A 26,347-nucleotide genomic window follows, 5' to 3' on the forward strand; every position below is an offset into this window, starting at 1 on the left:
CGCTTTCCTTTCTGAATCAACTGACACGTGACGATAATCCTCCCGCTTGCCGAAGTGACTGATGCGGTTCGCGGCGGCGTGATCAGCATCGGGAATTTTGACGGCGTCCATCGGGGCCACGCGGCCTTGATTCGTCAGGCCCGTGAAATGGCCAACCGCATGGCGGGCCCCGTGGTCGCAGTGGTGCTGGACCCGCATCCTGCTGCGATCCTGCGTCCGGACCGGGTGCCGCCGAAATTGACCTGGATCGAGCGGCGAGCCGAATTGCTCTCGAAAATCGACACCGATTTTCTCGTGGTCGTGCCGACAAACCAAGCGTTTTTGAACCTTTCCGCCGCTGAGTTCTTTGCATCGCTGGTCATGGAAACGTTGTCGGCCAAAGGCATTGTCGAAGGCCCGAATTTCTTTTTTGGCCGTGGACGCGAAGGCAATATCGAAACATTGAAAACGCTCTGTGACGAAGCCGAGATCGAATTAACGGTCGCTGATTCGAGCATCGATAACGACGCGATGATCAGCAGCACGCGGATTCGCCATGAACTCGAAGCAGGGAATATCGAATCGGCGGTCCAGATGTTGGGGCATCCGCATCAAATCCGTGGTCGAGTTGTTCGCGGCGATGGACGCGGAGCCAGCATCGGCTTTCCGACTGCCAATCTGAGCGAAATCGACGTCCTCGTCCCCGCTGTCGGCGTTTACGGGGGATATGCGATCCATGATGGCGTCCGCTACCCCGCGGCGATTCATATCGGCCCCAACCCCACCTTCAACAATCGCAGCGAACGCAAAGTCGAAGTCCATGTGATGGACTACACTGGGGACCTTTACGACCAAACGCTGCAGGTTGACTTTGTTAGTCGAGTGCGCGACATTGCCCGCTTCGAGTCGGCTGAAGCCTTGGTCGCTCAACTGCAATTGGACATCGCCTCGGTGCGATCGTCTCTTGGCAAGATCGAAAACGGCAAGATTAAAAACGCCAAATCCGAAAACAATACGAATCTCAAGTAACCGAAAGTAAAGCCAGATGGGTGTTCAGTGGAAAGCCTTTGTTGATCAGATTAGCCACTACGAATCGTTCGTGCTTGTCAGTCACATTCGCCCCGATTGCGATGCATTGGGCAGCGAACTGGGGATGGCCGAGGTGCTGCGAACGATTGGCAAGAAAGTGCGAATCATCAACGCTCACCGCACCCCTGCGGCACTGCAATTCCTGGATCCAGCCAGCAACATCGAAGTCCTGGGTGACAATGTTGAAGCCGAAGACATTTCGGCTGATTGCATCATGATTCTCGACACCAGCGCCTGGGCACAACTCGGAGACATGGGCGACGTGATTCGCAGTTCCCGTGCCGACAAAATCGTCCTGGACCACCACGTGGGCGAAGACGAGTTGAACGCGACGATGTACAAGGATTATCAAGCCGAAGCGACCGGCCACCTTGTCGTGCAAGCCGCCGATGCATTGGGCGTTCCGTTGACTCGCAGCATGTCGATGCCTTTGTTTGCCGCAATCGCAACCGATACAGGCTGGTTCCGGTTCGGTAGCGTGACGCCGGAAACCTACCGCGTCGTCGCTCGTCTGATCGACGCAGGCGTGGTTCCCAGCGAAGTTTATGCGGACCTGTACGAGCGTGACACGCTGGGCCGACTGCGTCTTCGCGGGCTGATCCTGTCGCGAACGCAATCGGAACTCGACGGTGCTCTGATGCACACGCATGTCGAAAAAGAAGACTTTGCCAAAGTCGGCGCCGAACCCAACGACACCGAAGACGCAATCAATCTGACCTTGGCAGTCCAAGGCACGAAGGCGGCAGTGATCTTTGTGGGGCAAATCCGAGGCGGCTTCAAACTGAGCTTCCGCAGCCGATGCGGCATGGATTGCAACGAAGTGGCTCGCAAGTTTGGCGGCGGCGGCCACAAGGCGGCGGCCGGCGGATTCCTCGAAGGCACGCTGGACGACGTTCGCGGCCGCGTGTTGCCCGTCGTCATCGAAGCGGTCCAAAAAGCACTCGGCGAGTAAGAACAGTCTGCTAAGCAGGTCGTTCGGTATTTACCGATGAAACGTCGATCATTCTGTGAGCCGTGGGCCGTAAGGCACCGGGTAATGCGTGGGACCCGGCCGCTCACGCGTCACGGCTCACTAAATCAGCAGTCCCAAAGCGTACTTCGGGGGGCAGCGAGACGCTACAATGCTGTCCTGATCGAGTGACAACGATTGGCACTCGCGTTACGCTTTGGAGATTCCCCCCGATGCCGGACCCCATCATTGTTCGCTGCAGCAAGTGCCAGCAGCGAATGAAAGTCATACCGCTGGCGACCGAATCACAGGTTAAATGTGTCGGCTGTGGTGCGGTTTTGCGTATCGCGGCAGCCAAGGGCCCAGCTGGGCAAGTACCAGGCGGACAAGCATTAGGTGGGCAAGGATTCGGTGGGCAAACCGCAGCTCCGGCGACCACGCCAGCGAGACCGACACCGACATCGCATTTTGCACCCTCCCCTGCCCCACAACCTCGGCCTGCCGCGGCGGCAGCTCCGAAGGCAGCTAAGAAAGGGATCCCGAAGTGGGTGTTCATTGTGGTCGGCACCTTGGTGCTACTGCCCTTAGTTTGCTGTGGCGGGATAGGGTTGATCATTTCGATGCGAGTGAACAGCGGTAAACCTGTTCCGATCGCCGTTTCGCTGCGGGCCGCGGTGCCGCCTCACCAATTCCCGCAACTCGGCACACCCGAAAAAACATACCCGTCGGGCGTGAAGCGGTATTTTGTCCGCGTGCAATCGCACCCCACTTTGCCTGGCCATCAAATGCAAATGCAAGTGTTCGTCCCTGCGGGTGAACATGCCGCTCATTCGTTGCCTTGCGTGCTGGTTGCCCCCGCGGGAACCCCGATGATCCATGGCGTGGGTTTACAAGAGCACGAAGAATACGATGCCGAAACCTTGCCGTATGCCAACGCTGGATTCGTGGTCGTTCATTATTCCCTGGACGGCGCGATCCCCGAAGGCACCGACGACGAATCGATGCCTGGCATCATCGGCAAGGCATATCCCGCGTTCAAAGCATCCGGAGCGGGAGTGGTCAACGGACGAAACGCAGTCGAGTTCGTTACGAAGAATCTTGCCATGGTCGATCCGCAGCAAATCAATTGCGCGGGCCATAGCTCCGCAGGAAGTCTATCGCTACTGCTTGCTGCTCACGACCCACGCATCCACCGCTGCGTGGCTTACGCGGCGGCCTACGATCTCGAAGCCCGTATGGGTGACATGGCATCCAACTTCGCGATGCGAACGCTAATGCCAGGCATCAAAGAGTTCATCACGGAGACTTCACCGATAAACCATATCGATACGATTGGTTGCCCAGTGTTGATCTTTCATGCCCGCGACGACAGCAACGTGCCGTTCTCTGACGCTGAAACGTTCGTCGCACGAATGAAGGCTGCAAACAAAAATGTCACGTTCGAAACCACACCGACCGGCGACCACTACGATTCGATGATCGATCCCGGTATCCCGACCGCGATCAAGTGGCTGAAAAAGTAATCGAGCAGCTGGCCGTTACTTCAAGTAGAAGCCGCTCAGCGACCAGCCGTCGTTTTCGGTCACGATGAAGTTCCCACCTTCGGGAAGATGCTTTTCAATCGTGGCGAGCGGGGGCAGCTTGTCTGTCTTGATCGGCTCTGCTTCGTTTCCGTTTTCGTCCTTGAACACGCGGCGGATGATCGTCGCCAGGATCGAGTCGCTGTCCTTCAGCTTCCCCGTTCGCAACAGTTCATACTTCACGCGGAGCGAAACGCTCGTGCGAGCGATCCGGCTGAGCGAGACCTGTTTGGCACCTAGATCCTTCAGTGCATCAACAACGTTGGCGACTTCGGGCAAATCCGAAAAGCCTCCTTTTTGACCGGCGTGAATACGTTTCACGGTCTCGATTAACAGATCGGGATGGCTCGAGAACATCAGATATGAACTGCCCTTCGCCCCCTTCTCATCAACGACGGCGATCGCCCAATGATCCAATAGTGGCGGAGCCTGCTCGACCGTCTCTTCCTCGAACCCCAGGTCGCCAAAAATATCAGCCTCAAACGTGGCGTCCGATGAACTTCCTCGCTGAACTCGCCATATTTCAACTCCCGGCAAAACGTCAATCTTGCTGGCGTCCGGCTCCACTTCCATTGCCTTGCGTACCGCAAGTTTGATGGCATCGGCATTCTTCAAACGAACCGAAATCAACATTCGCTCCGAATTCACCTCCGCAGGCAACGTGTTGTCCGTCATCAAGATTACTTCATCGCCTAACGCAGGTAATACGTTATTTTTTAAATCAATTTGAGGTCCATCCGTATCGTCGCGAATCCCTTCAATCATCGGCGAGAAAATATCATCACCAAAGGCTTCGTTGATCATAGACTCGGATGCCCAAAATGCATCGGCAATCTTCAAGCGAATCTGGCTTACTGTCCCAGCATCTTTGCCAACCCAATCAGGAACCGGATCCAAAGTAGCGTTGAAAAAGGACAACATCCGAGCGGCTTTTTCGTACTTGCTAGGCTCGTTGGTTGTGGGTGGAGCAAGCACAAAACCGCGATGCAATACGTCGTAACGGTCACCCGCGATAGCGAGAATACCTCCGGCTGCCTTGACCGCATCAAAGCCTTGATTTTCAAGCAGCTTCAAAATGTCCACTTGGTTGCCACGATCCACCTGGAAGGTCTCACGCAGAATGCGGCCCATCTGAATGGGCCGAGCGAACCATTCGCCCGCCACCGTGCTGTTGCCTTTGGTGAACGGAACTTGCATCGCTCGGCTGGACCGAGTCAGCACGTCGCGAAACTCAGCAGACTCACTGATCGAAGGCACGTTGGTTTCACCAGAGAGTGCATCGAGCACCCCCGTGACGACGGTATCGCGATCCGAAGCGATGATGCGAACATCGTCATACGTGATCGCAATCTGTTCGATCTTCAACTGGCCTGGTTTTGGTTTGGTTGTGTAAACGCGAATGGTTTGGCCGCGATACTCTTTGTCGCTGCGGGTTGCTCCGCCCGACTTCAAATCGCGATCGATTTGATCGACCGCCACGTCGGCCTGTTTGCGAAGTCCGCGAATATCCGCAATTACACACACGGAAAAGGGACGCCGCTTGTCTTTAGGGAACGGCAGCCACGCCATCACCGCTTCGCCTGAGGCGATATCGTACAGATCCTGAGGCTTCAGACCGACGCGATTGTCCAGCGAATCGAAGTACTTCTCCGCTCGCTCACGCTGCGCATCGATGAAGGGCTGCATCGCTGGATCGTCGACCAGCTGGCCAAGATGCGTTTTGTGCCACGCTTTGCAAAAATCTGGCACGTTGGGAACGCGAACTAACCCTGCCAAGGAGTCAGGCAGCAATTTGATCGCGGGTACGTAACCAGCTGCCCCCCCTGCTCCGGCGTTCGCCACGGCCCCATCGGCCGCGTTTTCGGTTGCATCTTGAGCACGGGCCGTGGTGCCGCAAAATCCAAACGTGATGACGCATAGAAACAGGAAGGAATAGATTCGCGAGGGGGAAGCGTAGGCTAGGCTGTACATTCAGTATCCGGTCTCTAAGACTTCTCTGGGAACATGAGGTGTGGGCAGCCTCTAAGTCCAGCCGCCCGACAACCCGTATGTTATCGAACTCGATTTACCCCCGAAACGCCGCCTAGGCAACTTATGAGGACAAAATCGACTCTTTACAGAAATTCTTAGTGAACAGAACTACGGCAATGTGCTGCGAAACATCCCCTAAAATGGGGAGATCGCACCCGACAAACACTGCAACAGCCGAGTCGAAACCGAAAAACCAACCAAATCCAGCCGAAACCACAGGGCTAACCGACAACCACCACACCAACCGCCCCGTGCCACAGGACTAATCAGGCTGTTTGGGCTCGTGTGTTTCAAACGTAGTGCGACGGCTCTGCTTGGTCTTGCGTGTGACCTCGACCGCCTCGTTGTACAACACAAGCTGCGACTGGAACGGCAGCTTTGCTTTTTTGTCCGACTGACCCCGATCGTACAATCCCGTGGGCAACATTCGCCAAGCGTTGGTGGTGTCTTTAAAATAGGTTCGCAGCACATGCAGCAACCGCTCGCGGGACGTGGGGTCCATCACCGGCACAAACAGCTCGACACGCCGATCCAGATTTCGAGGCATCCAATCCGCGCTACTGATAAACAGTTCGTCATCGCCCCCATGACGAAAATAGACAATCCGAGCATGCTCGAGGAACCGATCGACAATCGAGATAACTTCGATGTTCTCGCTCAATCCCTTCACGCCTGGCTTTAGACAACAGACGCCACGGATGTTTAAACGCACTCGTACTCCTGCCTGGCTGGCTCGGTACAACGCGTCAATGACTTGCGTATCGACTAGCGCGTTTAGTTTTACCAGAATCTCTGCTTTCTGGCCCTCAAGACAACGCCGCGTCTCGGCTTCGATCAGATCGAGAATTCGATTTCGCAGAGTGATCGGCGCGGCCGCCAACAACTGTAATTGCTGTGGCTGGCTGGCGCCCGTGACCGCGTTAAAGAACGTCGTTGCATCCGCGCCGAGCGTATCATTGCACGTTAACAACGAAACATCACTGTACAGATTCGCGGTTGCTTCGTTGTAATTGCCGGTTCCAAAATGCAGATAGCGAACGATCCCTTGAGGCTCGCGGCGAACGATGATGCAGACCTTTGCATGCGTCTTTAAGCCGCGAATACCATAGATCACTTGGACCCCGGCCTGTTCCATTTCGCGAGCCCACTCGATGTTGCGGGCTTCATCGAAGCGTGCTTTTAACTCCACGATCACCGAGACGTACTTACCACGTTCGGCTGCACGCATTAACGCAGCGACAATCGGGCTCCGCTTGCTAGTGCGATATAGCACCTGTTTGATGGCCAACACATCGGGATCGACTGACGCCTCTTCGATCAAGCGAATGATCGGATCAAAACGCTCGTAAGGATGCACCAGCAACACGTCGCCTTTTGCGATCGTAGTGAACAAGCATTCGGCGGGATCAATACTTGGATGCGATTGAGGCACCCAGGCTTCATCACGCAGCGAATCAAAGCCTTCGAGACCATGTAGAGTGAATAAGTAACTCAGGTCTAATGGCCCGTCGATCGGATAGAGATCCTGATTGGTCAGCTGCATGATTTCCGACAAGAACGAAACGACATGATCGCTTGCCGCCGCGCTGTATTCCAATCGCACGACGCGTGACAAACGCCGGCTCTCAAGCACTTCTTCCATGCCGTCGACAAGATCCGCAGCGCCATCTTCCTGCAACTCGACGTCGGCATTGCGAGTGATGCGGAATGCAACACATTCCATCACCTCGCGTCCTGGAAAAAAGTCCTCGACGTAGTGCGTCACGAGATCTTCGAGCAAGATGTAGTCGTGCCCACGCTCTGAAGGCATCGAGACCAATCGCGGTACGGTGCGGCCAAGCGGAATCACCGCGAACTGCCATGAATCAGCTGATTCAGCTGTCGCAGGCGTTTCGGCTTCCGCAGTCTCGCTCACGTCGCCGGATGGTTTTGCGGTTGGCAATGCACGCATCCGCACGCACAAGTGGACGCCTAATCCTTGCAACAGTGGAAAAGGACGATCATATGTAATCGCTTGTGGCGACAACACGGCCGAAACGTCACTTTGGAACCGCTGGTCAGCGACTTCGCGAGCTCGATCGCTGCAATCACTCATGTTAATCCGGCGGATGTCCGCTGCCGCCAATTGCGGTTCAAGCACATCGCGAAGCAGATCATATTGTCGAGCCACCATCTCGTGAACACGACTCGAAACCGCATTGATTTGCTGCGAAACGGTCAATCCAGCCGCATCACGCACCATCGCATTGCGGTCAAATTGCAGTTTCAGCCCGCCGACGCGGACCATCATAAATTCGTCGAGATTGGAGCCTGAAATGGCAAGAAACTTGGCCCGCTCCAGCAGCGGTACCGATCGATCCTCGGCTTGCTCAAGTACACGTTGATTAAATTCCAGCCAACTCAATTCACGATTCATGAATCGATGATCGGGAAGCGGCAAATCGATTGGGCTGGGCTTTTTCTTAGCGCCTGCACTCTTTTTTGACACGGCGACGGTTCATGATAAGAGGAGAAAGGGACGTCCGTATGGTGCACCAATGTAACGGAGCCAGCAACGACGCGGGAGCCACCCGCGCCCAACCCTATTCGTCGGCGGGCATTGGCCCGATGCCATCGACTCTGACACGAATCGGATGGATTTTGCAGCGGTGCGGCGCGAGCCGCCCGGCCTAAATTGAACGTTTTTCTTGCTGCAGCCGGACGGCTTGCGCCGTACCGCTAACAAAGTCGATGGCGTTCGCCACGATTCTCGCAAATCACCGCATCAACCGAGAGCCAACCCTCTCGGGCAGATTTCCACTCTACTCAGACGCATTCGCCGTTGATTCAGTTTCGACCACGATGCCGTCTTTCGACTCCACGACCACCGCGATCTGTGACTCCGACTGGCCATCGGTACCGAACAAAACTCGAAACGCTTTGGGATAAAAGTCTTTACCGTAGCTCATCTCACCGCCTTGATGACCGACCAATCCGACGATCCCGGCAACGACTAACAGCCCGACTTTCCAAGTGCGTGTCCACGCGATGCTGTCTTTCCAAACGCTGACTGCGGCGACGATCATCAACACCACGGACATGATCGTGACGATGATGCCGCTCCAGCGATGCCAAAACACCTCCGAATCAAAATCGACGCGATCCCATCCTGCGTAACCTTGCTGAGTCGCAAACGACCACCCCATCGCCGTTGCAGCGACCGAGGACAACGCACCCAGAACTAAACATGCCAACGGAATCTGAGTACCAATCTCAGGCCACTTCATCCCCAATACGACAAACAATGCACCGACGGTGAGTAATGCAATGGGAAAGTGTACAGTCGCAGGGTGCAGGTAACCTTGAAACGCCCATGCTCGCTCGGGCAGACTCCGATCAACTGGCTCCGATGCGACCGGAGGAACCGCTTCACCGGACGCCAACAACGGCACGCCCTCGGGCCAGTGAGCTCCTTCGGAAATCCAAACGCGGACGAGTGCGAGTTCACCGGGGGTCAAAGGTCCGCCGTGCGCCGCCGGAGGCATTAGCATGTCTTCGTCTTCGGTCGTTAAATAATCGATGAATAGCGAACTCGATTCGATATCTTCGGCTTCGATATAGCCCATTAACGAATCGACATCATCGACGCGAAAATCATTCTTTGCTTCTTCGGGACCGTGACAATCCAAACAACGAGCAACGAAAATTGGAGCGATGTCACGCTCGAAATTCACCATCCGGCCTTCGTCATCCAAAACCTTCGCAGGCCCCGAGACGTTCTTTTCCAGGATCACGACATCCACTTCGGGCGTCTGAACGGTAACACGACTCGGTGGGTCGGCAGCCTCGGAATCAGCAAACGCGGGGACGGCCACAGATAGACCGGCCACAAACATGAATGCAACACGAGGCAGCAGTGGAAGGATGGTTTTCATGTCAGTCTCAATTAATAGGAGGGACTCAGAAAGCTCTTCATGAGCTGACGGCAATTCAGGTGGGAGGCGGGGTGGGATGGTAGGAAGGGGTCAGATCACAATCCCGTCAAAGGCCTTGGTCAAACCGAGGGTCTGCAGTTCAATTTTAACATCTTTCGGGGTTGGTTTCTCTAAAGTCTCAGCGACCTCATCGGCCAGCAGTTGAGCGAACATGGCACGGGCTTCGGGAAGTATCTGTCGAATCCGGGCCTCGGTCAATTCAATTCCCCGGTCGGCCTTGATTCGCTGGGCCAGCGGTTGGCCCGGCTGCTTGGGTTTCGTGGTGGCACAGTGCAGTACCGAAAACATCGGCATCTCAGGATTCTTGTGCTCGAGTTGCTCCAACGCACGCCATGCGCGTTCGAGCAGCCCAGTCCTCCAAAACGACAACCACTTTTCATTATCGTTCATAATCGACTCGATTGACGCAGCCGAACGCTGATTTTCGGGAAGTTCTGCGAGGCGAGTTTTTGCGGTCGAGCGAATCGCACGAATCAAGAAGTCTCGCAATTTGCCTTTTTTGTACTCGCCGAAGCCGACGGAAACCAAATGGGCAATCAGCAATTTCAGACACTCGTCCGCATGATCCGAGGAGCCGAGAATCGCCAACAATTGACGACGAACGGTCACCAAATAACGCAATACAAACCCGGCCGCACTGTTCGCTTGCGTCCAAGGATTCGATGAACGGACCAAATTTACCGAGGTCGTTCGCTGTGTTGCGGCGGGAGTATCTTGTGACATAAGTACCATATTAACCTGAACTTACTTCAATCTGAACTCCCTTCGCAACCAGAACGACGAGAGAGAACAGGAATTCAGGGCGTAGCATAACGTGCGAAATTGCACGAGTGTGTCCCGTTTTACCATGCTTTAGCGGAATTTCACCGCTCGGTGGCTCCTGAACCCGTCGATCCGTTAGCCATCCGCCGTGCTGCCCGCACGCCCACTGCCCTCCCCTAGTCTTCCGTCGGTCGTCCGGCTGCCTTCACGCTGTTTTCCCACAGCCTTCCCCCCTGCCCTGCCGCACAAATCGCCGGTACTGGTCCTCAAACCGCGAATTTCTTGGGCCTTCCAAACGTCGCCTCAAAAGACCATCCTAAGGCGACATGTGTGACAGCCCCACTTTTCCCCCAACGCAAGTGCTCCGTAGCGTGAATCGTACACCTATTTCAGAATTGACCGACGGACAACAGGTCGCCCAATCGTTTCGCGCATCCGACAAACAATTGCGGGTGAACCGGCAAGGCGGAAAGTACATCATCCTGAAGCTGACCGATCGCACCGGTACCGTTTCGGGCATGCTTTGGAACGCCGATGAAATCATCTTCGATTCGTTTGACCGTGGTGATTATATTCACTGCGTCGGCCGTACCCAAATTCACAACGGCGCCCTGCAAATGATCGTAACCACCGTCGAACGGATGGATGCGAGCGAAGTGGACGTCGCCGACTTTGAGCGATTTGATGCGGACCAGTCCCAACGATTGCGATCTCGGCTCAGCGAGCTGCTGGGCGATCTCAACAACGTCCATCTACGGCGACTCGGGCACGCCTTTTTGTCGGATGATGCCTTCATGCAGCGGTTGGAGGTAGGTGCTGCGGCAGTCAGCAATCATCATGCCTACCCCGGCGGCCTGCTCAAACACACTCTCGACCTGATGGAATTGTGCGTCCTGGTCGGCCCCCGCTATCCGCAACTCGATACCGAGTTGCTGATGTTCGGCGCATTCCTGCACGACCTAGGAAAACTCGAAGAACTCTCCTCCGAAGGTGAAGCCACCTACACCGACCGAGGTCAATTGGTCGGCCACATCGTGATCGGCGTCCAGATGCTTGGCGACAAGATTCGCGAGATCGATTCGCCCGCCGAGCCATTTCCCAATGAACTGCGTCTACAGCTCGAGCATCTCGTGGTCAGCCATCACGGGCAAATCGAATTCGGCAGCCCCAAATTGCCTGTCACCCTCGAGGCCGTGACGCTACATCACATCGACAACCTCGATGCCAAGATCGAATCGTTCACCAATATCATCGAGTCTGACATTTCCGCCGACGGCAATTGGACGAACTACAACCCATCGATTGGCCGCAAGTTGTGGAACAAGCGAGACTAACAGTGGGATAGGCTTCTAGCCTGTCATCATGAGTCAAGCTTTCAGCAATCCAGCCCTCAAATCATTCGATCAAAACAACCCGCACGCCCACCGCTGCCCCCTGGGACCCCAAGGAGCCCGTGATGACAAGTTCACAAAAACGCAGTGCCGTCGTGCTTTTGTCGGGAGGCCTCGACAGTGCGACGTGCCTAGCGATCGCGAATGCAGAAGGCTTTGCCTCGCATGCAATCAGCTTCCGCTACGGGCAACGCCACGAGTACGAACTCGAGCGAGCTCAGCAGCTCGCCCGTTCCCTCGGCGCAGCATCTCACCGAGTCGTCGATATCAACTTGGCCCAGTTCGGCGGCTCGGCACTCACCGATGCATCGATCGGTGTCCCCAAAGGCGATGCGGTAGAGGACGTCGGCGAATCGATTCCGGTCACGTACGTTCCGGCACGCAACACGGTGTTCCTATCGCTCGCCCTGGCGTTTGCCGAAACGATTCAATCGACCGACATTTTCATCGGCGTCAACGCGTTGGACTACAGCGGGTATCCTGATTGTCGCCCAGCGTTCATCACGGCGTTTCAAACCATGGCTAACCTCGCCACCAAAGCGGGCGTCGAAGGGGCCGAGCCGCTGCGGATCCACACGCCGCTACTGGATCTGACCAAAGCTCAAATCATCGCTAAAGGCATCTCGCTGGGCGTCGATTACTCACAGACGCTGTCGTGCTACGATCCAGGCGAAGGCGGTGTCCCGTGTGGCCACTGCGACGCGTGTCTGTTGCGAAACAAAGGCTTTGCTGAAAACGACTTGACCGATCCGAGCCTGTAAAGAATCTAGTAACAGCAGCAGTGACGCTGCAAGGACATCGCGATGAGCACTGCATTGAAAAAGCAAGCCTATCCGATCCTGATTCTGTTGTTGGTGATGTGGCTGGTCCGGATCGTCGACACCGTGATTCCGTTGGACTTCAATCAGTTTGGATTGCTGCCACGAACGCTGCGAGGGCTTCCCGGCATCGGTTTGATGCCGTTTCTGCACGCGAGTTTCGGGCATTTGATTTCCAACACGATTCCGCTGGCAATCCTGTTGGGTTTAACGGTGACATCGCGACATCGTGCCTGGCCAATCATTGTCGCGATCGTAATCGGCAACGGAGTCCTGTTATGGTTGTTTGGTCGCAGTGCTTACCACATCGGCGCCAGCGGTTTAGTCTTCGGCTTGATCGCCTACTTAATCACCGTCGGCATTCGCGAAAAGCAGTTCACTTCGATCGCAATCGCTTTGCTTGTCGGGATATTGTTTGGCGCCACGCTACTAACAGGAGTGCTACCGCGATGGAGCTCCGTCATCTCCTGGGACGGCCATCTGTTCGGCGCCATCAGCGGTCTAATCGTCGGCATCACAACGTCACGATCGCGATCCCTCTAAATTGCCCCCTGCAAGAATGGACGGTTTTTGCATCGCGGGACGATGGCATCCTTTTCACGGCTAGTCCCAATCAAGGCAAATCTTGCTCGACAAACCGAGCTCCGCGATACGTGCTCGTAGCGATTGCGTCGCGATCTCCAATCGCGGTGATAGCCGCTCGTGCGTTTCGACGACGAGATGATCCACGAGGTTGATGCCGCCGGTGTCCATCAGTCGGTTGAGCACTTCGATCTCTCCGCCTTCAATATCGACCTTCATTAGCAGAACGCGCTTACCAAGTTGCCGGATGAACTTATCGATATCAATGCACTCCACTTCATCCCGCTTTACCGTGTAATCGCTTGACTGCAACATTTCTTCATTAAATGTCGAAGCCACGGTCGTTTCAATCGAGTCGAAACTGGCATGCGGATCGGGAGTCGACAGCGAAAGCACACAGTCTTTGTCCATGACGCCGTTGTTAAGTAGAAACACATTCGGCATGAACGCGAACCGCTTCTTTAAAATATCAAAACAGCGGCGGTTCGGTTCAAACGCGTAGATAGTGGCTCCACTACATGCAAATTTCGAAGTGACATCACCAACGTTCGCACCACAGTCGAGGATGATATCCTCGGGGTTAACCATGAACTCAAGATCAACGGACTGTAGCCGCACCTTGGTTCCATTGCGTCTACGAAGGTAGTAGCGGAGGCGTTCCGTGATGCCATGGCACCGGAAACGCCGCAGCAATTCCTTTCTCATGGAAGTCCCACCTGCCATCAGTCAATGCCTCGAATCAAAAGGGCATCCCGCAAGATTCAGTCATCGTCTCGAAGTGGAAACACCACACCAAGTCAACTTTCAGTTTGACCATTATTATCCCCCTCATTCTCACAGGGAACCAAACAGCAAAGTTTTATTTTGTTTAATAGGCAACAATGACACTGCATCGGTCCATATCACTCCCAAGACTGATTGCTAATCACTTTGGCTTGGTGAACACTTGGCTCAGTGCTTGACGAAAGACTTCGAGGCGTTTTGGGGTGCTGCTATCGATCACGGTCACCACGACTCCGCGGCGATCGAGGATCACGGTGTGCGGTAACGATTTGGCTTGGTAGACATACGCCGCGTCGCCGTCGACATCCATTAGCACCGCCGCGTCCACGCTGACTCGCTCGATCGCTCGCGATGCACTCGCGGCGGACTCTTCCAAATTGATTGCCACCCACGCGACGTCGTTACCGCCCACTTCCAGGATCGCTTGCGAGAACTCGGACAAGCCTCTCAGACTCGGGGCGCTCCAACTGGCCCAAAAATCGAGCACGACGACCCGCCCTTTCAGTGACGCGAGGTCAAACGATTCACCCTCAATCGTCTTCAAGTCAAAATCGGGTGCCGGCTTGCCAATCAGCGGCGAAGCGACACCTAACGCTGGTGCTTTACTAGGCGGTTCGTCGCGGTAGGCCATCGGTACGGTTGCTGACTCGATTGTCCAATCACGCTCGACACGGTCCGACGCCTGGGCCACTGGATCACGACCAAAGTGAATGGACTTGACGTCGCTCAACGGAACCTCGAATTCAGCAAACGCCCTGCTCTGCCCCGTCAACTTCTGATCCTCAATTGCAAAAGCCCGTAGCGTGACTTCGCGTTTATCGACGAGCACTGCATGAACAAGGAACTCATCGTACTTGGGCTGTGACTCGGATTGCGGATGAAGCCAAACAATTTTGGCAACACGGTCACGCGGAAGCTCGATCGCCTTGGACCGCACTTCGACGACCAACACTTCGGATTTCAGCTCCAAGACATTACACCGCAGCAAATCCCCCGTAACCGAGACAACCAAATGCGACGGCGGCGTGTCCTGCTGAGCCCGTGGCATGACAAGCACCCGCTGCAGATCACGCGGATCAACGTCAAGCGGCTTGGTGACTTTCGTCAGTGTCACCGACTGGAGATCCGTTCCTGTGATCAACACTTCACCTTTTCCAGCCCATTGTGCTCTAACGCCACTCGAATCAATCCCGTTGACCCTCGCGTTGACTGCATCGCCACTGCGAAAAACGATCGGCAACGCTCCATCGAATTCCTCAGACACTTCCTCTCGACGAGGCGAGCCGATGGTAATTTTTCCGTGCGAATCTGCATCAATCTCGGATGCATTGCGAGACAGTGCCGTCTGCCACAGCAATCGACCGTCTTGCGTTGACGAACGATCGACAAGCCATCCTGCTAGCTGGACGCCCTCCGAAACGAGTTGCATCTCCAGAGAGGGCGACTGCAAAGATCGACGCCAATCGGGCACAGGAGACCGTGGAAACACGCCACGCGCAGGACTTCCGAATTCATTCTGCGTGGATTCCGGAAGACGCAGTTTGTACCGTCGACCAAAGATCGTGTTCTTTTTGGTGATGCTCTGCACTACGCCGACATCAAACTGCAATGGTGCGGCAAACAGTGGGCTATCGCAGATGATGTGATCCGTGCTTGCATCGCAGCTGAGATTCCCATCAACGTAGCCTCCATCGACAAGCCAGACTCGCATCCGGGGCCCTGTGGCAAACAGCGATTGTGCCGTGAAAAACATTCCCAATAAAACTGCAACGCCAATTCGCATCGTATTCATCGCTCGTAAATTGGCAGGAATCGAAAGTTCAAAGCCAAAGCCAACAGTGACATCGAGGTCGAATTCGCAGCCCCCAAGTCACCCGAAAAGCTGCCATCGGGACTCTGACGTGACTTTAATTTTCGCACCAGCGATTCATTCCATTTTTTCCACAGTTCGACATCTGCTTGGAACAGAGCTTGCGATTGGTAGTACCACGCGTACTCGATCCATCCGGTTCGTTCGTTCAGATTTTTTCGCAAGTAGCTTTCCGTCGCCGCGTACTGAGGCAGATCTTTTCGCCGAGCGATGGCATAGACCGAACACACGATCGACGAACGGGCAATCGATTCCCCAAATCCGCTCAGACCTCCCGCGTACCCCACCGCGCCCGTGTCGGAGGTCATGCTTGAAAAATAGTCCAGTGCACGATCGATCGATTCATCGGAAACTTCAATCCCGGCATTGCGTGCGGCTAACAACCCCATCATCACCGCGCCGCTGACCGATGTGTCGGCGTTTTTCGCGCCGGGTGAATACCGCCACGCTCCGAGCGGATTGTTCTTCTGAGACGTCAATGCCGATCGCACCGCCAGCTCCAACGCTTGTCCGATACTTCGTTGATTCTCACTATCAGCAACATAAATCGAATCGCTATTCCACAAATCCGTTTCATCCACGGCACCGTACGCCTCGGCCAGTGCCAGCATCGCAAACCCATGGTGATACATGCTTGGTCCGATGTATCCGGTATCGCTCGATTGGTTGCGGATGATGTTGCGAAGCGACTTGCGAATGGCGCTGCGGTAAAGCCCAAAGTTAGGATCGTCTCCTGACGCTAAAAAAGCCAACAACCCCAGCGCCGTGGTGCCAGCGCCCACTTCGCCACCGGTCGCCCAAGTTCCATTTTCAGTTTGAGTCTGCAGCAGATAGGCCAACCCGGCATCGTACATTTCGCGAACCTCGCGCGAAACGGGATCGTTGTCGTCGCCTGTGGCTGCGGGTGCCAGCACGGGTTGGCGAGCCTGAGCATTCGCGTTCGACGAAAACAGTGCACAGACAAGCAACAGGATCGCGGTGACTTGGCAAATCAGCTTGCTCATCGACTCTCCTCCAAACGCCGGAAATATTCTCCGAGTCCGCTGCGAAATTCTTCGGGCAGAGAACGTCCCGATTCGCCCGTCATTTGACGAACCTCGCTTTCCCGCAGCTTTTCTTTCGCATTCAGCCCCGCACCCAGCAGTGCCAAAGCATCCTGATCGGTTTCGCCCTGCCCTCCCCCTTCGGGACTCGCACCGCCGTCGCCGCCGCCTTGCGGATTGATCCGCTTGGACCTTAGCAACATCTCGATCACTTCGGTTTGCGCCGCGATCGTTTCGGTGCCGGTGCTCGGCGAACGCAACAAGCTGGCTGCTTCGTTCATCGTTTGGCTGGCCATCAACAGCAAATTAATATCGCTTTCAAAGTGCACCAAGCCATCGGGGAGCGATTCCAATTCACCTGCCAACCGTTCGCTTCGCTGGCGGAGCTTCGTTTGGCGATCGCTCAATGCAATCGCATCTTGCAGGTATTCTTCATCGCTGACGCTTGCTTTGGATTGCTCGGCCACACGTGTCGACTCGCGAAGATCGACTTCACCCTCGAGAATTCGCAACATCTCCAAAACCGCCTCGGGCGGAAGTGACGCAAGTTTCTTATCATCCGATTCACTCTCGCCGTCACCGGTCTCGATCAGATCATCCGCCCAACGATCCAACGTATCGGACCAGAACTCCGCTTGAGCCATCACCAAGCCTTGATCCTCCGCGACTTGGCGACTGAGTTTTGTCAGCGACGAATGCATATCGAGTTGCTTCATTTCTTCGAGCACCAATTTAAACCGCATCAAATTCCGGCGGCGATAATAGCCGTCGACATCCGACATGATCGCAGTCAGCGTTCGAGTGCTGTCGAGCTCGGTCATTGCCAGCTGCTTGATCACCGCTCGGTCGTCTGATGAGATCGAATTCGCAGCACCAAACAGACCCTCCATGCGAGCAGCGAGCTCGTCAGCCACCTGAGCCTGTTGACGCGATGCGGCCTTCAAACGCTTGACCAACGTGCTGCCTTCGAGATTCGCCATCACGGTATCCAGATCGTCGGAAACTTTTTCAAATTCAGCCAACAATTTTGCCTGTTCATCGATCGCGGCATCCAAATTTGATTCCGCAGCCGTTGGCTCCGACTCGTTAGCCTCGGATTCTTGCGTGGACTCTTTCACGGGGCCGGTGACGATCGTCACCGCCTTGTCCAGTCGCGAATTGGAATCATCCGCGGGGTCTTCCTTGCCCGGCCCTTCCTTGTCTGGTTCGGTCGGACCGGTGGGCTGTTGTGAGGATTCTTGATCGACCAAGTTGGGCGTTTCCGATGACTCCGAATCAGAAGTGTCAGCGTCACTCGATGGCGTGCTGCTCTGCTGTTCGCTCGATTGCATCTTTGAGTTTTTCGCAGATTCGGCAGCTTCACTTTTACTGACCGCTTTCTCAGTCGATGCTTTCTGTAGCAGCTCCGCGACCGAGGGCATTCGATTCTCAGAAATATCATCGAGCGTTTGCAGCATCTCGGCCCACTGTTGGACTTGTTCCGCTTCGATCTCGGTATTGCGTGACGCTTGTCGCAACAACGACTCACCTTGCTTGGTCAGTTCGGCCAATTGGCGGGCGTTCGCGTTTTCCGCGGTGACTTGCTTCCTTAGTTCGTTCCGCACTTCATCGCTGGAAAGCGCATCCTGCTGCATCGCCCGCAGCTGTTTGTTGCGTTCGTGCAGTCCGCGTTCGCGATCACGAACATCCAGCGACGCACCATGCCACTTTTCCATTTGGTTTGCGATCCACTGAGCATGCTGCGGAGCCGTCATCACGTAAAACGTGTAAGGTGTCGAAAATTGACGCTCACGACCCGGCAAATAATCCTCGGCCCACAAACGCAGCTCGACGATCCCCGGTTTGATCCCCAGTGATTGTGCGGAAAAGACCGCATCGACTTGCAGCGACGATTCATGAGCCTGGCCGCTGGCCAAAACTTTTTCGCCGTGGGAATTCGCAGTCACTGCGTCCTCGTTCCGACTCCACTCGAAACCGACACGTTTGATCCCAAAATCGTCCAGCGACAGCAGTTGAAAATTGACTTGGTCCGTTTCGAGCAAGACACTTTCGCGAGCGAGATTCTGGGCCGCAACGGTGGGCGCCGCATCAGGAATCGCTTCGACATGCAACTCAAACGGCGACAATCCAGCGAGTCCATGTTCGTCACGCCAATCAAATCGCAGCGATGGCGTTTCGTTTCCAACCGTGATTTTTGTCGTTGCAAAGGAGTCGTTCCAAACCTGCACCGGCAAATCATTGACCGACGCAGTACGAAGCGGACTCGACGCCGTCACCGAGACATTGCCGTAACTGCCCTCGACCGCGCTAAGCGTTCCGCCTCGGACGTCCATTGCAATCGGATCAGGGCGTTGCAAATAGTCGGGCAAATGCATTTCGGCGATGATCGAGGTGAGTGCAGGTCGCAGCTTTGGGACAAGCAAAACGGATTGCTTCGCGTCGCCCACCTGCAACTGCATTTCGCTGACTTCGTTGCGTGGTGGCAACGCAAAAACATACGCATTGCTTTCGCGGGTGGTGACGATGGGCGACAAACCATCCAAATGAAGCGTGGCCGCCCGAGGACGCCAGCGACTTTCGGGCTTCAAACTCACCTGCCACTGCAGTGACTCTCCGTGCGGCACGATCAAGCGTTTTGCAATCGGCTCAAGTTCCACGAACGTAAATCGGGGAGTCGCCCGCCAAGGCATCATCAAGCGATCCCAACCGCTGCGAAGCACCGGCGTGGCAACCACAGCAAGTGCCCCGAGCAACGCGAGCGTGACTACAAGTACAGCAGCGAGCATACGCAGCGAGGTGGGCGGAACCGCTTCGCCAAGATTTCGCTGCTTGACGATCTCGGCCACTTGCACCATCGCCGCTTGGCACAACGCCGGGGAACGCGATTGTTCTCGGTCGCTTTCGGCCAACTCGATGACGCCCAACAATTGGCCGCCGATACCGGGCTCTCGGACTCGCAACAAGCGGGCGATTTGGTCCAAACTTCGGCACTTCCATACCCATCGGTACAACGCCCAAGGGACGACCAGTCCGACCGCAATACTCAATAGCAAGATCAACAACCGCAGCAAGCTCGGTGTATCCCAAAACCGATCAAGTGCGATGACAAGCAATAGCGAAACCACCACAGCGACCAGCACGATCGAGATCGATTCGGCAACCTTCGCAGTCCAAACGCGATTACGAAATGCCACCAATTGTTCGCGCAGCGAGTGCGGAACCATCAAACGGGTGTTACGGTCGTTGGGAAAGGAGACGCTCAAGGGTTCGCTTGTTACCTCGATAGTGTTGCTAACTACAATTCGTCATTCTACTCGGTGACGATCCATGCCAAAGCGGACTTGCGACTACATCAAACCGACTCGCTTTCGAGCGATCCAAAACAAACCGAGCAGCCCAACTAGCAGGATGGCGATCAGCGGATGACTCCACAATTGCACTCGGCGTGTTTGCGCCGCCGGAATCGAGATGGTTTGCACTGCGCCGAGCACCGCGTCGGTTTGATCCAGCGAAAACACCTCCCCTCGCGAAACCTTGGCAATTTCCGCTAACACCTCGGGGCGTGCGGGTTTGCCGATCCGCTCCAACTGGGCGTGCTGGACGTGGATCGACGTTTTAAACGGAATGTCACTGGAACCGGACAACATCGTCAATTGATAGTCGCCCGCTTCGCTTGGGGTGAACGCCCCGGCGTAGGCCCCCCAGGTATCGTCCACATTTTCTAAAACAACGGTTTGGATTTCCCCAGACGGAGCGACGATCCGCACCGACACCTCGCCGGCGACCAACGGATTTCCATCGTCGTCCAAGCGATTCGCATTGAGCGTGACGCGTTGGTTCACGCGAGGCTGCTCGGGCGAGTAGAACAGCCCCTTGGACATCCGATGTTGATACGCCATCCAGCGAACGACTTGTCCCCAAAATCGATAGTGGTACAAGTCTTCGACGCCGCGCCGCCAACGCCATGCGCCGTCGGTTCCCATGAATAACACCTTGCCCGCACCGGCCGAACGAGTGACGATCAACGGGGTTCGACCGTATTGATTGGATGCGTCTTCATGAACCGCCAAAACCTCGGCCCCCGCCGTCGCACGCACGACCGGAGCGTACCACTGAAACCCCGGCAACCCTGCCCAGACGCGTGCGTTGGCATCATCGTTATCAGCAAGCTTCGTCAGCAAACTATGGCGTCCGAGTTCGGTCAGGGCAAAGTGGCTCGCCGCTCTGGATCCCCAACCGTTCGGCTGCGATTCATCCAGCGTCACCGGGAACAGATCGCCAAGTGGAGAATCGACAAGCGACATCTCATGCCCCGCGATTCCCGGAATCAGGACCAGCCCGCTCGCTTGCTGTTCGACCAGCCCCTTTAGCAAACGACACTGATCTTCAGTCAACTGACCTTCGCCGACTCCGACATCGCCGATAAACACCACGTCGTATTGCGAAAGCTCGGCCAAGTCGTCCGGAAAGGATGCGATGTAGTCTCGATTGCCGCCACCGGTCTTACTTAAACCAGGATGAAACAATAAACAAGAAACTTCGATTCCGGGGTCTCGCGACAGTGCATTACGGAGGTAGCGGTATTCCCAACGCGGTCGCGACTCGATGACCAGCACTTTCAATTGCTCTTCGGGAATCGAGATCGGCATCGAAAGCTCGTTATTGCTCGTGATGCGTTCGCCTGAGTGCGGTGGGATCGTCAACGTCAATTGGAATTCGCCGGTCTGCTCGGGCTTCCACAAAATGGCATCCACGGTTTGCCCCATCGCATGGATGGTGAACTCGTGAGTCACCTCGGTGCCATCGGAAGCGGTCAGCTTGGCGACGGCACGATGATCCTGAGCTAACGAGCTTTCGACCGAAAAGGGAATCCTCAGCGTTTTGTTGGCGACGCCCAATGCGGGCACTTCAAAGCTGAGCAATTCGACGTCGGGAAGTCGCTGAGTGCTGCCCACCGGGATGGTAAAGATGGGAACTTGTTGCATGCGAAATTGCGTCGCCTGCTGGACCGGCGCCGCGCCCGCGTTCCAGTCCCCATCGGACGCCAGCACCACCGCACGCAAATTGGGATAGCCATCGATCGCCGAGCCGAGTGCTGCATCGATATTGGTGCGGTCGTTTTCAATGCCGCGGGCAAACGGCACAACGACCACATCCGCTTCCTGCTCGACTGCGGCCCAAGTTTGTTTGTCCATCAAATGACGGATCGAATCACGACGCGTCCGCGTGGGTTCGGACGGGTCGCCCACATCGGCGGTTTCCATGCTGAGCGAATCGTCGCCCAAAATCACCACCGTGGGACGACGCGTGGGATCAATTTGGTAGATCACCTCGGGCTGGTTCAGCAGCACCACCGCGAGCGCGACCAGCAGGACACGAAACCCCTCGAGCCAAACCACCGACGAACGAAACCGGCTTCGCGCGGATGCGATCCAGGCGAGTCCACAGGTGACAATCAGAGCGATGATCGAAACCGCGAAAAACAACGAATTCCACTGAAACGAGAACCCCGAATCCATCAAGCGGGTCCCCCTTGGTTTGCAACTTTGGTACTACGGCGAGGCAAACAGAGCACCGCTTCGAGCAACATCGCGACAATCATTCCGAGCAAGAACAACCGCCAGATTTCGCGGGTAATCCCACTGGCGTCGTCCACGCTTTCGTCGAGACGCGAAAAACTGACTCCCTCGAACAACGCCTCGACCTGGGCGGCATCCACGGTGTCGATTTGGTCTTCGACCACCGCCCGATTCACTGCAATCAGCTGACCGCCCTGCCCTGCCCCGCTGCGGTAAACGCCCGCGCTGGAGGCATATTCGCTAGAAAGTACGCGAGAGTCACCTTCGAGTTGCTTCCAAGTCTCGGTCGGTAAATCGACTTGACCGGCGACTTGGTCGCGTGTGCGTGTAAGCGACTGCAGTCCTTGATCGATTGCACGTTGAACGATCGCGTACAACACGACCCCATTATCGGCCAGCGACGATCGATCAAGCGAAGGTGAAGCCGCACAAAAATAGACGCCTCCGTTGTCAGTCATCACCCGTGCCAGCAATGGATCGCCGCCGGTCACTGTGGCTAGCGATGTCACGTCACCCTCGATCTCGGCGTGCCCCAAGACTTGCAACTGCCCCACCGGCAATCCGGCACCGCTGTTGGTCGCAGCAAGCAGGTCTTGATCAGACCGCCAGTTTTCGACCAGGACTTTCTCGCCATCGCCCTTCCATTGCCCCCACTGAACGCCCTGGAACTCACGTTCGGCGAAAACGCCACCTCCGGATACCAAGCTCGGCGGTGGAAAGAACATCACTTGGCCACCTCGGCCGACATAGTCAGTAATCTTTTCAGCAGCATCTCCGGCAGGCAACTCGACACACCACAGAACCAGTGCCGCATCCTCGAGGTCGAGTGTCTCGACCGATTCAGAGGTAAACACCTCGACGTTTGCCGCAACATTGGGCTCGGGTGAAACCGAGGCGGCGATCTCCAGCGCCTTCGTCGCAGCTCGGTCATCGCTAACCAAGACAACACGTCGTGGCGGCGGAGCATCAAAGACGAAAAACGAAACGTTGTCGGCGTTGTTTGCATCGGCGGGGATCGAAAGACGCCCCCACCCCGATTCGGTTTGCGGCGAGATTGGAATCCGATGATTGCGTGTTTCGGCCTGGTTCCCAACCAAGGGCAGATCAAATTGTGTTCGCACCCCATCGATCTCGGCCCCATCGATCTCGACTTGTACCGGCACGGTGATCCGGCCGACTCCATCGCCAGTGCTCTTCCCTGCGGATTGGGATAGATTCAAGGAGATCAACACGGCATCGCCATCATCGTCCTTGATCCGCCGTGCCTCGCTGACACGAACCGACCGATTGGACGAACTAGATTCAGGATAAGCCAACAAATGAAAGCGAATCGATTGAGGCATCTGTTTCAGCATCTCTCGCGACGCCGTCCAGTGATGGCTTGCCGTATCCCAATCGGCGACCCGCAGATCGCTGCAAATCCAAACATCGGCGTCGCCCACTTGGTTGCGTTTCAAATAGTCGACCGCAGTTTGAATCAACTTGGGAATTTTCGCCGTGCTGCTCGAACCTCGCATCAGCGGCGAATCGACCATGGCATCGAGTGTCGCAAACGAACTCGGTTGTTCCGTCCCACTATCGACCAGTACCCAGTGCGACGCGTCGAGCATCTCCAGCGTATTGGCAATTTGCTTGCCAGCACGACTCAATTTCGACTCACCCGATTTGCCGGTCTCTTGCATGCTCGGCGACCGATCCAGAATCACGACCGTCGTATCCACATGTCCTCCGAATCGCCAGCCGAGCAAACCGCTGGACAACGGCCGGGTGACGGCAAAGATCAGCCCGGCGACCACAAGCACACGCAGGGCGAGAATCAACCAACGCCGCAGCTTGGCATAACCTCGCGACATCTGGCTCGCTTGCATTAGGAACGCCATCGCGCCCCACGGCTTGGTTTGGTGACGTCGCTGGTTCATCCAATGAATGATCACTGGCAGCATCACCAACGGCAAAGCCAACAGCATCCAAGGCTGCAAAAAACTCATCGGCGCACCACCCTATCAGACCCTTCTTCCTTGAGTCCGACCGACAAGAAAATCGCTCAGCACTTGCTCGTATGGTTGGTCCAACACGACGCGGTGATAATCCACCGACGCACGTGCCATCAGCATTTTGATCGATTCCAAGTACTCGTTCATCGCGGCATGATAGGCGGCGGCAACTTCAGCGGGCTCGGCAAAAATCGTCGCTTCGTTTTCCATATCGACAAACCGAGTCGGCTGGTCAAAATTGAACGACAGCTCTTCGGGATCCAACAGATGAAACACCGAAACGTCATGTTTGCGGAAACGCAAGTGCTCGAAACAGGGCTGCAAATGCTCGGGCGACACAAACAAGTCCGACAACAAAATCACCAGAGCATGCTGCTGGATCGTCTCGGCCAATTCGTGCAAGACCGCGATTAATTCCGTTTCACCCGCTGCAGTTGCTTGATCAAGCAAGTTGAACAAGTTCGATAGATGTGCAGGGTTACGCAGCGCCGGCAAACGACTGACGACCTGATTCGCCACGCACGCCAAACCGACCGCATCCCCCTGCTCCATCGCCAAATAGGAAAGCGTTGCCGCCATCCGTTTTGCATAGTCGAGCTTGGACAAACCGGTACTGCCAAATCCCATCGATCCACTGGTATCGACAACGATCACCATTCGCAGGTTGGTGTCCGCTTCGAACTCTTTGACAAAGAAGCGATCGGTCCGTCCATAGGCACGCCAATCAAGTCGCCGCAGATCATCGCCAGGAACGTACTTGCGATACTCGGCAAACTCGACGCTCGATCCGCGATGCGGGCTGCGGTGTCGACCGGAAACGCTGCCCAACATGACTTTACGCGCAAACAGAGGCAGCCCCCGCAGCCGCGCTAGCACATCGGGATCCAGGAAATCGCGAGTCGGCACGGGCGACGTCATACCGCCGTTTCCTCGACCAACCGTTTGACGATCGTCTTTGCCGTGACTCGTTCGCTCTGTGCCGCAAACGTCGTGATGATGCGATGCGTTAACACCGACGAAGCGACATGTTGGATGTCTTCCAAACGTACCATGTAACTGCCCTTGAGCGCCGCACGACTCTTAGCACCAAGAATCAAGTTTTGCACTGCGCGAGGGCCGGCGCCCCAGGAAACCAGAGGTCGCATCCAATCGGGCGCGGTCTCGCCATCCGGACGCGTTTTACGAACCAAGCGAGCCGCGTAGGTATAAAGGTGGTCTGGCACCGGCACACGCCGTACCAAGTGTTGGTAGGCGAGAATATCCTCCGCCGTTAGCAAATGGTCCAACTGAGGCAACTCGTCCCCAGTCGTGGTTTTCGCGATTTGAATCTCTTCGGCTTCCGACGGGTAATCCAATTCGATTAACGACATAAACCGATCCAACTGCGCCTCCGGAAGCGGATACGTCCCCTCTTGTTCGACCGGGTTCTGAGTCGCCAAGACCATGAACGGTTCGTCCAAGGGAAAGTGTTTTCCGAGTACGGTGACGCGGTGCTCTTGCATCGCCTCGAGCATCGCCGCTTGCGTTTTTGGTGGAGCGCGGTTGATTTCGTCCGCTAACACGATATTGGCAAACAAAGGTCCTTTGACGAACTGAAATTCACGACGACCATGATCCGATTCCTGCAAGATATCGGTGCCGGTAATGTCCATCGGCATCAAGTCAGGAGTGAATTGGATGCGGCTAAAGTCCAGCGACATCGTTTCGGCCAACTTGCTTACCAACAACGTTTTGGCCAACCCGGGAACCCCCATCAGCAACGCGTGACGGCGTGCAAAAAGACAGACGACCAATTGTTCGATCGTATCCTGTTGACCCACGATCACACGGGCCAACTCGGCTCGCAGTTGTTGGCTAATTTCGGCGAGTCGATTGATTGCATCGACATCATTGTCATTCAGGGTATCGGTCGTCATGGTGCTC

18 protein-coding genes are annotated in these 26,347 nt (G+C 55.7%); 6 read left to right on the forward strand and 12 right to left on the reverse strand.

Going from position 1 to position 26,347, the window contains the following annotated elements; translation table 11 throughout:
• Window positions 1-27 precede the first annotated feature (27 nt).
• The 3 genes from SH528x_RS33715 to SH528x_RS33725 all read left to right on the forward strand — a co-directional run bounded on the left by SH528x_RS33715 (window position 28) and on the right by SH528x_RS33725 (window position 3,540).
• Entirely contained in the window at window positions 28-1,008 is a 981-nt protein-coding gene (locus tag SH528x_RS33715; RefSeq protein WP_442507808.1) for a bifunctional riboflavin kinase/FAD synthetase, read from the forward strand.
• 16 nt (window positions 1,009-1,024) lie between these two features.
• Window positions 1,025-2,020, forward strand: a complete 996-nt coding sequence (locus SH528x_RS33720) for a DHH family phosphoesterase (protein WP_442507809.1) — start codon at window positions 1,025-1,027, stop codon at window positions 2,018-2,020.
• A 230-nt stretch (window positions 2,021-2,250) separates the two neighbouring features.
• Window positions 2,251-3,540: an alpha/beta hydrolase family protein gene (locus tag SH528x_RS33725; RefSeq protein ID WP_442507810.1), complete on the forward strand. Its 1,290-nt coding sequence runs from the start codon at window positions 2,251-2,253 to the stop codon at window positions 3,538-3,540.
• A gap of 15 nt (window positions 3,541-3,555) precedes the next feature.
• Here the strand turns inward: SH528x_RS33725 and SH528x_RS33730 are convergent, their stop codons facing one another.
• From SH528x_RS33730 to SH528x_RS33745, 4 genes are all read right to left on the reverse strand, one after another.
• The gene (locus SH528x_RS33730) at window positions 3,556-5,568 is read right to left on the reverse strand and encodes a membrane or secreted protein (RefSeq protein WP_442507811.1); all 2,013 of its coding nucleotides are present in this window, start codon (window positions 5,566-5,568) and stop codon (window positions 3,556-3,558) included.
• Between the two features lie 322 nt (window positions 5,569-5,890).
• On the reverse strand, window positions 5,891-8,116 hold the full coding sequence (gene ppk1 / locus SH528x_RS33735; protein ID WP_442507812.1) for a polyphosphate kinase 1: 2,226 nt from the start codon (window positions 8,114-8,116) through the stop codon (window positions 5,891-5,893).
• 313 nt (window positions 8,117-8,429) lie between these two features.
• Complete coding sequence (locus SH528x_RS33740) at window positions 8,430-9,542, reverse strand: c-type cytochrome domain-containing protein (protein ID WP_442507813.1); 1,113 nt, start codon at window positions 9,540-9,542, stop codon at window positions 8,430-8,432.
• Window positions 9,543-9,632: 90 nt separating this feature from the next.
• Window positions 9,633-10,325: a hypothetical protein gene (locus SH528x_RS33745; protein ID WP_442507814.1), complete on the reverse strand. Its 693-nt coding sequence runs from the start codon at window positions 10,323-10,325 to the stop codon at window positions 9,633-9,635.
• A gap of 410 nt (window positions 10,326-10,735) precedes the next feature.
• Here SH528x_RS33745 and SH528x_RS33750 point away from each other — a divergent pair, with 410 nt between their 5' ends.
• From SH528x_RS33750 to SH528x_RS33760, 3 genes are all read left to right on the forward strand, one after another.
• Window positions 10,736-11,698, forward strand: coding sequence for a 3'-5' exoribonuclease YhaM family protein (locus tag SH528x_RS33750; protein ID WP_442507815.1), 963 nt, complete (start codon window positions 10,736-10,738; stop codon window positions 11,696-11,698).
• A 122-nt stretch (window positions 11,699-11,820) separates the two neighbouring features.
• Window positions 11,821-12,516 carry a 7-cyano-7-deazaguanine synthase QueC gene (gene queC / locus SH528x_RS33755; RefSeq protein WP_442507816.1) on the forward strand — a complete coding sequence of 232 codons (696 nt, stop codon included), beginning with the start codon at window positions 11,821-11,823 and terminating at the stop codon, window positions 12,514-12,516.
• 42 nt (window positions 12,517-12,558) lie between these two features.
• Entirely contained in the window at window positions 12,559-13,116 is a 558-nt protein-coding gene (locus tag SH528x_RS33760) for a rhomboid family intramembrane serine protease (RefSeq protein ID WP_442507817.1), read from the forward strand.
• 60 nt (window positions 13,117-13,176) lie between these two features.
• On the opposite strand, the gene SH528x_RS33765 is transcribed toward SH528x_RS33760, so the two are convergent.
• The 8 genes from SH528x_RS33765 to SH528x_RS33800 form a co-directional block, all read right to left on the reverse strand.
• On the reverse strand, window positions 13,177-13,860 hold the full coding sequence (locus SH528x_RS33765) for an FkbM family methyltransferase (protein ID WP_442507818.1): 684 nt from the start codon (window positions 13,858-13,860) through the stop codon (window positions 13,177-13,179).
• A gap of 220 nt (window positions 13,861-14,080) precedes the next feature.
• Window positions 14,081-15,730 (reverse strand): TlpA family protein disulfide reductase, encoded by a 1,650-nt coding sequence (locus tag SH528x_RS33770; protein ID WP_442507819.1) that lies wholly within the window; start codon window positions 15,728-15,730, stop codon window positions 14,081-14,083.
• Window positions 15,727-16,812, reverse strand: coding sequence for a prenyltransferase/squalene oxidase repeat-containing protein (locus SH528x_RS33775; protein WP_442507820.1), 1,086 nt, complete (start codon window positions 16,810-16,812; stop codon window positions 15,727-15,729). The genes SH528x_RS33770 and SH528x_RS33775 overlap by 4 nt, the downstream gene beginning before the upstream one ends.
• Window positions 16,809-20,114 (reverse strand): hypothetical protein, encoded by a 3,306-nt coding sequence (locus tag SH528x_RS33780; protein WP_442507821.1) that lies wholly within the window; start codon window positions 20,112-20,114, stop codon window positions 16,809-16,811. Before SH528x_RS33780 ends, SH528x_RS33775 begins: the two co-directional genes overlap by 4 nt.
• A gap of 84 nt (window positions 20,115-20,198) precedes the next feature.
• Window positions 20,199-22,370 carry a hypothetical protein gene (locus SH528x_RS33785; RefSeq protein WP_442507822.1) on the reverse strand — a complete coding sequence of 724 codons (2,172 nt, stop codon included), beginning with the start codon at window positions 22,368-22,370 and terminating at the stop codon, window positions 20,199-20,201.
• On the reverse strand, window positions 22,370-24,418 hold the full coding sequence (locus tag SH528x_RS33790; RefSeq protein WP_442507823.1) for a BatA domain-containing protein: 2,049 nt from the start codon (window positions 24,416-24,418) through the stop codon (window positions 22,370-22,372). The genes SH528x_RS33785 and SH528x_RS33790 overlap by 1 nt, the downstream gene beginning before the upstream one ends.
• Before the next feature lie 15 nt (window positions 24,419-24,433).
• Window positions 24,434-25,342: a DUF58 domain-containing protein gene (locus tag SH528x_RS33795; protein ID WP_339939527.1), complete on the reverse strand. Its 909-nt coding sequence runs from the start codon at window positions 25,340-25,342 to the stop codon at window positions 24,434-24,436.
• Entirely contained in the window at window positions 25,339-26,340 is a 1,002-nt protein-coding gene (locus tag SH528x_RS33800; protein WP_442507824.1) for an AAA family ATPase, read from the reverse strand. The genes SH528x_RS33795 and SH528x_RS33800 overlap by 4 nt, the downstream gene beginning before the upstream one ends.
• Window positions 26,341-26,347 lie beyond the last annotated feature (7 nt).

It is taken from the genome of Novipirellula methanifontis (genome assembly GCF_052161655.1).
Classification (GTDB): Bacteria; Planctomycetota; Planctomycetia; order Pirellulales; family Pirellulaceae; genus Novipirellula.

Bases quoted from the DNA above. Each gene is read 5' to 3' on its own strand.
- SH528x_RS33720 (WP_442507809.1), top strand. From the start codon at position 1,025: ATGGGTGTTCAGTGGAAAGCCTTTGTTGATCAGATTAGCCACTACGAA.
- SH528x_RS33725 (WP_442507810.1), top strand. From the start codon at position 2,251: ATGCCGGACCCCATCATTGTTCGCTGCAGCAAGTGCCAGCAGCGAATG.
- SH528x_RS33730 (WP_442507811.1), bottom strand. From the start codon at position 5,568: ATGTACAGCCTAGCCTACGCTTCCCCCTCGCGAATCTATTCCTTCCTG.
- SH528x_RS33740 (WP_442507813.1), bottom strand. From the start codon at position 9,542: ATGAAAACCATCCTTCCACTGCTGCCTCGTGTTGCATTCATGTTTGTG.
- SH528x_RS33745 (WP_442507814.1), bottom strand. From the start codon at position 10,325: ATGTCACAAGATACTCCCGCCGCAACACAGCGAACGACCTCGGTAAAT.
- queC (WP_442507816.1), top strand. From the start codon at position 11,821: ATGACAAGTTCACAAAAACGCAGTGCCGTCGTGCTTTTGTCGGGAGGC.
- SH528x_RS33760 (WP_442507817.1), top strand. From the start codon at position 12,559: ATGAGCACTGCATTGAAAAAGCAAGCCTATCCGATCCTGATTCTGTTG.
- SH528x_RS33765 (WP_442507818.1), bottom strand. From the start codon at position 13,860: ATGAGAAAGGAATTGCTGCGGCGTTTCCGGTGCCATGGCATCACGGAA.
- SH528x_RS33770 (WP_442507819.1), bottom strand. From the start codon at position 15,730: ATGAATACGATGCGAATTGGCGTTGCAGTTTTATTGGGAATGTTTTTC.
- SH528x_RS33775 (WP_442507820.1), bottom strand. From the start codon at position 16,812: ATGAGCAAGCTGATTTGCCAAGTCACCGCGATCCTGTTGCTTGTCTGT.
- SH528x_RS33785 (WP_442507822.1), bottom strand. From the start codon at position 22,370: ATGGATTCGGGGTTCTCGTTTCAGTGGAATTCGTTGTTTTTCGCGGTT.
- SH528x_RS33790 (WP_442507823.1), bottom strand. From the start codon at position 24,418: ATGAGTTTTTTGCAGCCTTGGATGCTGTTGGCTTTGCCGTTGGTGATG.
- SH528x_RS33795 (WP_339939527.1), bottom strand. From the start codon at position 25,342: ATGACGTCGCCCGTGCCGACTCGCGATTTCCTGGATCCCGATGTGCTA.
- SH528x_RS33800 (WP_442507824.1), bottom strand. From the start codon at position 26,340: ATGACGACCGATACCCTGAATGACAATGATGTCGATGCAATCAATCGA.